The sequence below is a fragment of the Nocardia sp. NPDC050630 genome (assembly GCF_044457245.1).
In the GTDB taxonomy this organism is placed as follows: domain Bacteria; phylum Actinomycetota; class Actinomycetes; order Mycobacteriales; family Mycobacteriaceae; genus Nocardia.
On record NZ_JBITGN010000018.1, the window covers coordinates 152,623 to 160,984 of the forward strand.

The 8,362-nt window shown below is 66.2% G+C and carries 8 protein-coding genes; 1 reads left to right on the forward strand and 7 read right to left on the reverse strand.

Going from position 1 to position 8,362, the window contains the following annotated elements:
* Positions 1-51: 51 nt before the first annotated feature.
* The 7 genes from ACIBG0_RS33245 to ACIBG0_RS33275 are packed head-to-tail and all read right to left on the reverse strand — an operon-like array spanning position 52 to position 7,094.
* Positions 52-795: an SDR family NAD(P)-dependent oxidoreductase gene (locus tag ACIBG0_RS33245; protein WP_397038019.1), complete on the reverse strand. Its 744-nt coding sequence runs from the start codon at positions 793-795 to the stop codon at positions 52-54.
* On the reverse strand, positions 792-2,141 hold the full coding sequence (locus tag ACIBG0_RS33250; RefSeq protein ID WP_397038021.1) for an FAD-binding oxidoreductase: 1,350 nt from the start codon (positions 2,139-2,141) through the stop codon (positions 792-794). Before ACIBG0_RS33250 ends, ACIBG0_RS33245 begins: the two co-directional genes overlap by 4 nt.
* Positions 2,138-3,691: a styrene monooxygenase/indole monooxygenase family protein gene (locus ACIBG0_RS33255; protein ID WP_397038023.1), complete on the reverse strand. Its 1,554-nt coding sequence runs from the start codon at positions 3,689-3,691 to the stop codon at positions 2,138-2,140. Before ACIBG0_RS33255 ends, ACIBG0_RS33250 begins: the two co-directional genes overlap by 4 nt.
* A complete protein-coding gene (locus tag ACIBG0_RS33260) occupies positions 3,673-4,578 on the reverse strand; it encodes an aminotransferase class IV (protein ID WP_397038024.1) in 906 nt (301 codons plus the stop codon). Before ACIBG0_RS33260 ends, ACIBG0_RS33255 begins: the two co-directional genes overlap by 19 nt.
* A complete protein-coding gene (locus ACIBG0_RS33265; protein WP_397038026.1) occupies positions 4,575-5,651 on the reverse strand; it encodes a GNAT family N-acetyltransferase in 1,077 nt (358 codons plus the stop codon). The genes ACIBG0_RS33260 and ACIBG0_RS33265 overlap by 4 nt, the downstream gene beginning before the upstream one ends.
* Positions 5,648-6,061 (reverse strand): nuclear transport factor 2 family protein, encoded by a 414-nt coding sequence (locus tag ACIBG0_RS33270; protein WP_327096687.1) that lies wholly within the window; start codon positions 6,059-6,061, stop codon positions 5,648-5,650. Before ACIBG0_RS33270 ends, ACIBG0_RS33265 begins: the two co-directional genes overlap by 4 nt.
* A complete protein-coding gene (locus tag ACIBG0_RS33275) occupies positions 6,054-7,094 on the reverse strand; it encodes a cupin domain-containing protein (protein WP_397038028.1) in 1,041 nt (346 codons plus the stop codon). The genes ACIBG0_RS33270 and ACIBG0_RS33275 overlap by 8 nt, the downstream gene beginning before the upstream one ends.
* Before the next feature lie 686 nt (positions 7,095-7,780).
* Between ACIBG0_RS33275 and ACIBG0_RS33280 the strand changes: the two genes are divergently transcribed.
* A partial coding sequence (locus ACIBG0_RS33280; RefSeq protein ID WP_397038036.1) for a ParB N-terminal domain-containing protein occupies positions 7,781-8,362 on the forward strand: 582 nt, incomplete at its 3' end.

Sequence of the window (8,362 nt, forward strand, 5' to 3'; positions counted from 1 at the left end):
ATGACTCCACAGCGGTGCCCAGGTTTCGTGCAGGTCGTGTCGAACCACCGCTCACTGCAGGCCGCCGTCGACGTCGATCACCTGTCCGGTGATCCATCCGGCATCGTCGGAGGCGAGGAAGGCGATTACCTTGGCGATGTCACGAGGCCGGCCGATGCGGCCGAGGGCTGTCGCCGCGATCAGCGCCGCACGTTCCGGCGTAGTAAGGATGTCGGCCAACATCGCGGTGTCGACGATGCCTGGGGCGACGGCGTTCACGGTTATACCGCGCGAACCGAATTCGGCGGACTGGCAGCGGGTCGCTGCTTCGACGGCCGCCTTGCTGGCGGCGTATGCGGTACTGGTCGCCGCGATGCGGCGGGCCAGGCCGGAGGAGACGTAGACGATTCGACCGCCGTCGCTCAAGTGCTCGGCCGCGACCACGGTGGTGAGGATGCCGCCCTCGACATTGGTTTCGAAATGCTCGGCGAGATGGTCGGCGTCGATGTCCTCGGTCAGCCCGCGTCGATAAACTCCCGCGTTGTTCACCAGGATGTCCAGTCGGCCGGTGTGCCGTGCCGCCGTGTCGACCAGCTGTCGGCGCTGGTCGGCATCCCGTAGGTCGGCCTGCACTAGGTAGGCGGATCCACCACTGGATTCGATGGCGGCGGTGACGGTTTCGGCCTCATCCCGATATTTTTCGGACTGATAATTCACGATGACGGTGGCACCGCGTCCGGCCAATTCCACCGCGGTGGCCGCCCCGATGCCGCGGGACGCCCCGGTAACGATGGCGACTTTCTGCTCGAGCCTCATTGACCGGCCTCCGGGGGGATATTGCGATTGAAGCGGAACATGTTGGCGGGATCGTAGATTCGCTTCAGCGACCGCAAGCGCGGATATGCGGCACCGTACGCACCGGGAATGCGATGGTCCTCATCGTCGTCGAGGTAGTTGACATAGGCGCCGGGCGCCGCGTGTGGTGCGACGGCGGCACCGAACGCCCGGGTCCACGCCACCTGCGCGAGATCGTCCTGTGCGGCATCCCAGCCGTTGACGACGAGAAACGAATAACGAGCGGTACGTCCGCCGAATGCGGTGTCGCGCTCGGGTACTCGCCCCACGGCACCGCCCAGGTGTTCCAGGAAGATCTGGGTAAACGGGGCACTGAGCGTGCGGCACTGCTCGACGATCACGTCGATGACCTGGTCGCTCAGCTCGGACAGATAGTGTCCGCGCAGGTGGTAGCGAGCGCCGGGTGGTGTGCTGCTGTCATGAACCACCTGCAACTCCGCGGTCCCCATATCCCGCACGGAGTCGTGCTGTGGGATTCCGAGCGGCGCGAGCGGTGCCAGGATGTTTGCCATGGCGTCCGCGGCTCCACTGTGGCACAACCCGATTCCGGCGCTGTGGCTGCCGTCCGGGTTACCGGAGTAGTAGAAGTGGGTGACCAGTTCGTCACCGGCGCGGGCGGTGATCTCGCGATAGGCCTGCAGGACGGCGCGGGCCTTCGCGGCCGGGTAGAGCATGACACCGGCCACTACTCGGTCGACCGGATGTAGCCGCAACGTCAGCGCGGTCACCACGCCGAAATTCGATCCGGCTCCGCGCACCGCCCAGAACAGATCGGGCTCGGTGTCGGTGTCGACGGTGCGCAGTCGTCCGTCGGCGGTCACCATCTGCACGGCCTGGACGTTGTCGCACGCGGTCCCGTAGCGGCGCATCAACCAGCCGAGACCGCCGTGCAGGGCGAATCCGGCGACGCCGACGGTCGCGACCGAGGCGCCGGTGGTGGCCAGCCCATAGCGGGCCGCCGCGGAGACGAGACTGCCCCAGCGCACTCCGGCCCCGACCCGGGCGAGGCGGCGGTCCGGGTCGATACTGATGCCCGACATAGCCCCGGTGGATGCGACGAGCGCATTGTCAGGCATCGACCGGGCCGCCACATCGTGACCGGCGCCCACGACCGCGAGCGGGATGCCGGCGCCGGCGGCGAAGTCGACGACGCAGCGGACATCGGTGGCGTCGGCGCAGTCGGCGATGAGGGCGGGATACCGACTCAGCCCCTTCCATATCCGTCGCCTGTCGTTGTAGGCCGGGTGGGTCGGATCGACGATGCGGCCCCGGAAGAATGCGGTCAGTTCGGCCGCACGGACGGTCATGGGGCCTCCACGGGTGCGGGAGAGCGGTGGTGAACTACTGCCGCCCAGTTGTCGTGTTCGCGATGCCACAGCGTCGAGCAGTACAGCGTGCGGTGCCGATAGGTGATCAGCTGTGTGATGTCGCTCAGTGGCAAAACCGTTGCCTCGGTCACGCTGGCTGGTATGTCGGGTGCGGATCGGTCACCCGGCCAGGTGTCCAGGGTGTGGCATCCCTGCGCCGTGACCAGCAGTGCGTCGGGAGCGAGCAAATCGCCGGAATCCGCGTGACCGAGCAGCTCGAGCAGGCGCCGCTCCCGCTCGACGATCATGAGATCCGCGGCGCGCTGGGTGATGCCCGGGGGCTTTCGGCGGATGAACGCGGCCGCCTGCTGCGCCGTGGCCAGCGAACTCCACATCGCTGCCGGGTCATCGAAGTTGTCGAGGAACGCATCGGCGAGGTCCTGGCTGTCCGCGGCCGCCCGGAGCACATCGATGACATGGTCCGGTGGTGGACCGAGCGCCGATCCCGTCCATTCGGTGACATCACGGGCAAGGTCCAAGAGCCGCTCCTCCCATCGATGACAGAACTGCTCGTCGAATATGGTGTCGGCGTCGATCATCCGGCCGAGTTCCCACGCCGCGGCCACGGCGAGGTTTGCTCCCTGCCCGGTGACCGGATCATTGAGTACCGCGGCATCACCGACCGCGATCGCGAAGCGGTGGGTGCCCAATCGGGTCCAGGGCCTGCGGACCGTCGGTGTGATCGCCCCTTGCAGCAGATCCAGCGGGCGAGTGAGGGCGAACCTACGAGTATCAAGGCGTCCGAGAATCTCGGAATCGACCTCGCGTAGTAGCTCTAATACCACCCGCGCGCACCCCGACGGGTCGTCGTAGTACCGCGGGCGCAGGCGGTTCGCCCACGGGCCGTCGCAGATGGCCTCGAAGGTGATACCGGCAACCCGGCCGGCCACGGAGTGCACCGGTGTCTGGAAGATCTCGCCGGCTCCGGGCACGATCTCGAAATGCATACCCAGCGGATCCGTATGCGCCACACCGTGGAACAGCCCGGCGAGGATCAGTCGAGCTGGATGCTCGGCGGAGCGGGATGCGATACGTGGAAACAGGGAATCCACGCTCCGGTGGCCGGTGGCAACCACCGTCGAGCCGTGTTCGGACGCGGAACGGGACACCGCCACCTCTGGGTCCGGAACCGGCACGATCGTGCCGCCGCGTTCCTGATAGTCGGCCAGCAGCCGTGGCAGGTAGAGGCGGAAGTCGACGTAACTGGCCTGGTGGGAAAGGTTCCCGCAGAAGGCGATCGGCGGATCGGTGTGTACGCGCACGTGCGCGCAATTCATGCCGAAGTCGGGAAAGTTCCAATGATCGACGCCGAGCGTCTGCTCGCGGGCCCTGGTCCGGCCGAACCGGCAGACGTTGTTGGGCAGCCGCCCCGCCCGGATCTGTTCGGGGCTCTTGTCGGCATAGAGCGTGGTCGAGATGCCGCGCTGCTGGAGTTGCAGGGCCAGATGCAGCGCGGATATTCCGGTGCCGACTATGCCGATGCCGTACATGGCGACTCCTCCCCCTGCTCGGCACCGACCAGTTGGGTGTAGGCATTCGCCAGCATCCGGGTGAGGATGCCGTCGGCGTGAAAGGCAGTGTCGCGGAACCAGCCGACCGAACGTACGCCGACCGCGGTTCCGGTCACGAACACCTCGTCGGCGATCACCAGATCGTTCGGGGTCAGCCGAATCTCGCGCGTCACGATGCCGTTCCGTGCGGCCAGCCGGAGCACGGTTTGCCGGGTGATTCCGTTGAGGAACGTGTGCGCCGGCGGCGTTAGCAGTTCACCTCGGTGCACGAGAAAGATATTGGAACCCGTGGTTTCGGCGATCCCGCCCGTATGATCGAGCAGCAGCGCGTCGTCGAATCCGCCGGCCCGGGCTTCGGCCAGCGCCAGTGATCCGACGAGGTAATTCGCCGAGGTCTTCGCCTGCACCGGCGCCATGGTGGGGGTCGGCCGGGTCCATCGAGACAGGCCGAGCCGCAGCGGTTTTCCGTCGTCCAGCGCCTGCTTCGGCCATGCCAGCACAGCGATGGCGAGATGCACGGTGGTGCCGGTCGGATCGATGCCGATCACTTCGTCCCCACGCCAGACCACGGGCCGGATATACGCCTCCGCGAAGTCGGCAGCAGCGACGGCGGTTTCGATCGCGTCCGCTATCTCCGTCGAGTCCCAGGGCAGTGCGATCCCGATCGCCTCGGCCGAAGTGCGCAGGCGGTTCACATGGGCCGACAGCGCGAAGGGGCGGCCGCCGAAACTCCGGATCCCCTCGAAGACGCAGGCCGCATTGTGCAGACCGAAGCTCAGCACCGGCAGATGCGCCGCGGCGGGGTCTACCAGCGCCCCGTCCATCCAGACAGCGCCGACCCGGCCCGCAGTGGTCAATCCACTCATACCCGTGCCTCACCAACGCTTCCTTGCGCCAACAGCACGGTGCGCACGCCGTGGCGATCGATGGCGGCGCGCAGCACGGCGACGGCCGTGCCGATCGAGGCCTGCGCCGCCGCGCGCACCGCGTCGAATTCCCTTGTCGGTGTTCCAGCAACGGATCCGATGTGGTTGCTGACCACATGGAAGCGGTTCGCGCCCAGCTTCAGCTTCGTCAGCTGCGCACCACGGCCGAGGTTGAACCGGTTGACGCCGTGCGCCGAACCCCAGTGATAAATCCGATACAGCGCCGTGGCATACAGATTCTGCGCCGCCGGCAGTGCCGCATGATCGATGCCTTGGACCAAGGCTTCCACGGTATTCGACTCGGGATGGTGCAGCGCGAGCACGGCCTGTACAGGTGTACCGTCGCGGCGGCGGTGCAGGAATACGCACATCCGTTCGCCGAGTGAAGATTTGGCGAGGTTGCGCAGGATCGGTAGGGCGAAGTGATTGCGGGTGTGCCCGTACTTCGCCAGATTCATCCGGTGCAGCCGATCGAAGGCCATCAGAATGTCCTCGTCGATCGCCGAACCGGTCACCACGTCCCACTCGAACTGCTCGTCCGCGCGTCGGACCAATCGGCGCAGTTCCCGAAAACGTGTCCCGCCCAGTAGCTTTCGCAGATCGTGATCGATGTCGTCGGCGGCGACGAACTCCGCTTCGATGAACCACGGCAGGTCGACGAAGTCGTGCCGAGCCAGCACCTGGCCGGCGTCGTCATCGCGAACCACCGGGTACAGCAACCATCGGGCGCCACCGGCGGCGGCCTCGTGACGGGCGGCGTCGAGTTCGGACTCGCTGGGAGCGGACGTATGCGGGCGGTAGAAATAGCCGCCGGTGAGCAGCGTGGCGTCGGCCGTCGATTCGATGCCCAGTGCCTCGACCACGGCCCGCCAGTGCAGGATCTCTCCCAGCGGAACAACGAGATTCGGCGTCTCATAGAGCTGGCATGCCGCCTGCCGCCACGGTCGAGTGTCGGCGCAGGGCTGCTCGGTGCTGACCCATCCTGCCGAACCATGCACGAGGGAGCGGGTCATGTTGACTCGCCCTGTTCGCTATCGCCAGGCGCCCGTGGCGTTTCGTGATGAAACACCGCCTGCCAACGACCCTGTTCGAGGCGCCACACGCTGCTGCAGTACACGACTCCCGGCAGCGGTTTGCCGTCGAATTCGCCCCATTGCCGCAGGCGATAGGTCAATGCCGCGACGTTCCCACCAGCCGGCACGACCCGAAGCTCGTCGACCATGAAACCTGCGCCATGGTCGAGCGCATCGAGGGCGTCGATGAGATCCCGTTGCCGCACCAGGCCCATCGTGGCGTCGAATCCGAAGCCATCCGGATGCATCAGCTCGGACAGGGTCGCCTTATCCCGGCCGAATACCGCCGCGAGCACGCGGAGTTCGCGCTCCTCGAACCGGCTGCGCAATTCGTAGTGGGTATCAGGCATGGCCGACCAGAGCCGCGCGCTGTGCGCACTCGGCGATCCGTTCGCCCAGCAACTCCATCATCTGCCATCCTTTTCGCAACATCTCGCCGACCTCGTCGGGAGTCCAGTCCCGTTGCTCGGCCAAGACCCGATAGCCCATGTCCATGTGTTCGGCGTCCGCACCGTCGTGCAGCTGGAAATACCGGCTGTCCGGGAACGACGACAGCCCGGCGGCGTGGAAGACCAGCCCGCTGCCTTCGAGCACCAGATGCGACAGGACCGAGCGCTCCACACTGGATGCCGAGGTCATGCGGTCGAGGAACCAGGAGGAGATCGCGGCAATCACCGGGTCCCAGCTGGCCGGGCGGTTGTCACGCAAGCGCGCCAAAAGTCGGTTGTGCCCGATCTCCTCACCGAGATGTTCGTCCGCGAGTGCACGCCCAGGGCCGTCACCCTCGCCGACCACCCGGGCGGCGATCACCCGTTGGAATGCGTCCGACCAGCCCTGCAGATGGTCCAGCAGGCGGTCACGCACCTGCGGCGGGTGCGCGCCGATCTCGCTGATCAGGCGCACCAGCGCATTGTTCTCGAAGGTCCGCAAATGCGCATCGTTTCCGGCGCGCACGGCCGCGATATCCGGGCGGTCGCCCGCGAACGACACCCGCGGATCGTCCGGATTCTCGTACAAGCCCGCGCCTTCGAATTGGATCGACAACGCCCAGAACCCGGTCGGCGGGGTGCCGATGAAGCCGTGCCGTGCGCCCGAAGGCACCACGACGATATCCCCGGCGTGGATCTCGGCACTGATATCGCCCAGCGTCCGGCCGGTTCCTTCCGCGATGACGATCATGCTCTTGGTCGGGTGCTGGTGCACAGACAGCTCTTCACCCGGCTGCAGCCGGACCCAACTCAGTGACAGCCGGGAGAATTCGGGGACGAATTTCCGCAGTGCGGGATTCCGATGGAAATCCTTGAGCAGGCCTATGTCATGGACCGTGCCGTCGACGACCACGGATGTGATTTCGGGTATCGCCTCACGCGCGACAACTTCCATGTAATTCCTATTCCACACTGCGCGGCAATCCCGGCAGAAATCTGCCGCGGGCGGGTGGGCCCGAGTCCGCGACGCCGACTTCCCTCATACTGTGTCGTTGTCGGTCGCGCCGGACCGTACCGATTCCGGCTGACGGTGAATTTAGGACGGCTGCTCGCGGGGAACATCCGCCAATCGGTACGGGAATATCCGCATTGTGTGGGGTGCACCACCGCGTGGGTTGATGTCCGTGCGAGCGATCGTTTCTCTGCGAGGAACATTTCGTTACAGGAACATTACAGAGCTACGGCTTTCCGTATCTGCCACAGAGCCGCTGACCCGATGTTCAGAGCGACTCCCATCAAATCTCGTCTCGAACGCGGTTGGCTTCCCCAATTCTGTACCGAGATTGCGGTCCGCAGCCGAAGGTGCGGATGTTTCTGCTCGATCTGGCGGATGTTCTGCGAGCACATCCGCCATAACGTGCCAAGCGTCGGGCGGCGGGCGATACACGCTCCAAAAGTGCGTGCATCGAAGGTCGTCGAACAGGTGCCATCGCCCCAGGGCAGAGTAACGACACATTAAACTGGAGGATCTTCCGGCATAAGGATAATACACACAGCTTCTCCGGCAGGTCGTTACGGCATTAACTCCGGAGTTGATCTTCCGCGCATACGACAGTCTTCGAACAGGTGCTGGAGAAGAAGATGGGTGTCGAGAAAAGTCAGCGCAAGGGACTTTCGGAAAAGGTTGTCGCAGTCGGTGTCGAGCGAATTCGTATTTCGGGGACCATCCGGGTCGGTGGGGTGAGTTCCCGGCACCTCGGCGTGCTGGCGCAGCTGCCCGGTCCATTGCCGCCGATCGTGGTGCACCGCGCGACGATGGAGGTGATCGACGGCGTCCACCGTCTGGTGGTCGCCCGCCGACGGAAGGCGGTGTCGATCGATGTCATCTTCTTCGATGGCGCACCGCAGGAAGCGTTCGTGCTCGCGATCGAACTCAACAGCGCTCGCGGACTCCCGTTGTCGCTTGCGGACCGCAAAGCCGCAGCCGGACGGATGCTCGCGGATTTTCCGGAATGGTCGAACCGGCGGCTGGCTGAGCTGGCCGGATTGTCCGACAAGACCATCGCCTCGCTGCGGCGTGGGGGGGGGGGGGGGGGCGCCCCCCCCCCCCCCCCGGGGGGGGGGGGGGGCCGCGCCCCCCCCCCCCGCCCCCGCCCCCCCCCCCCCCCCCCCCCCGCGCCGCGCCCCCCCGGGGCCCCCCCCCCACCGCGAACACCCCCCACC

What these genes read in the sequence shown, in the direction of transcription:
- ACIBG0_RS33250 (WP_397038021.1), bottom strand. Translation starts at nt 2,141, where the DNA reads ATGACCGTCCGTGCGGCCGAACTGACCGCATTCTTCCGGGGCCGCATC.
- ACIBG0_RS33270 (WP_327096687.1), bottom strand. Translation starts at nt 6,061, where the DNA reads ATGCCTGATACCCACTACGAATTGCGCAGCCGGTTCGAGGAGCGCGAA.
- ACIBG0_RS33255 (WP_397038023.1), bottom strand. Translation starts at nt 3,691, where the DNA reads ATGTACGGCATCGGCATAGTCGGCACCGGAATATCCGCGCTGCATCTG.
- ACIBG0_RS33260 (WP_397038024.1), bottom strand. Translation starts at nt 4,578, where the DNA reads ATGAGTGGATTGACCACTGCGGGCCGGGTCGGCGCTGTCTGGATGGAC.
- ACIBG0_RS33265 (WP_397038026.1), bottom strand. Translation starts at nt 5,651, where the DNA reads ATGACCCGCTCCCTCGTGCATGGTTCGGCAGGATGGGTCAGCACCGAG.
- ACIBG0_RS33275 (WP_397038028.1), bottom strand. Translation starts at nt 7,094, where the DNA reads ATGGAAGTTGTCGCGCGTGAGGCGATACCCGAAATCACATCCGTGGTC.
- ACIBG0_RS33245 (WP_397038019.1), bottom strand. Translation starts at nt 795, where the DNA reads ATGAGGCTCGAGCAGAAAGTCGCCATCGTTACCGGGGCGTCCCGCGGC.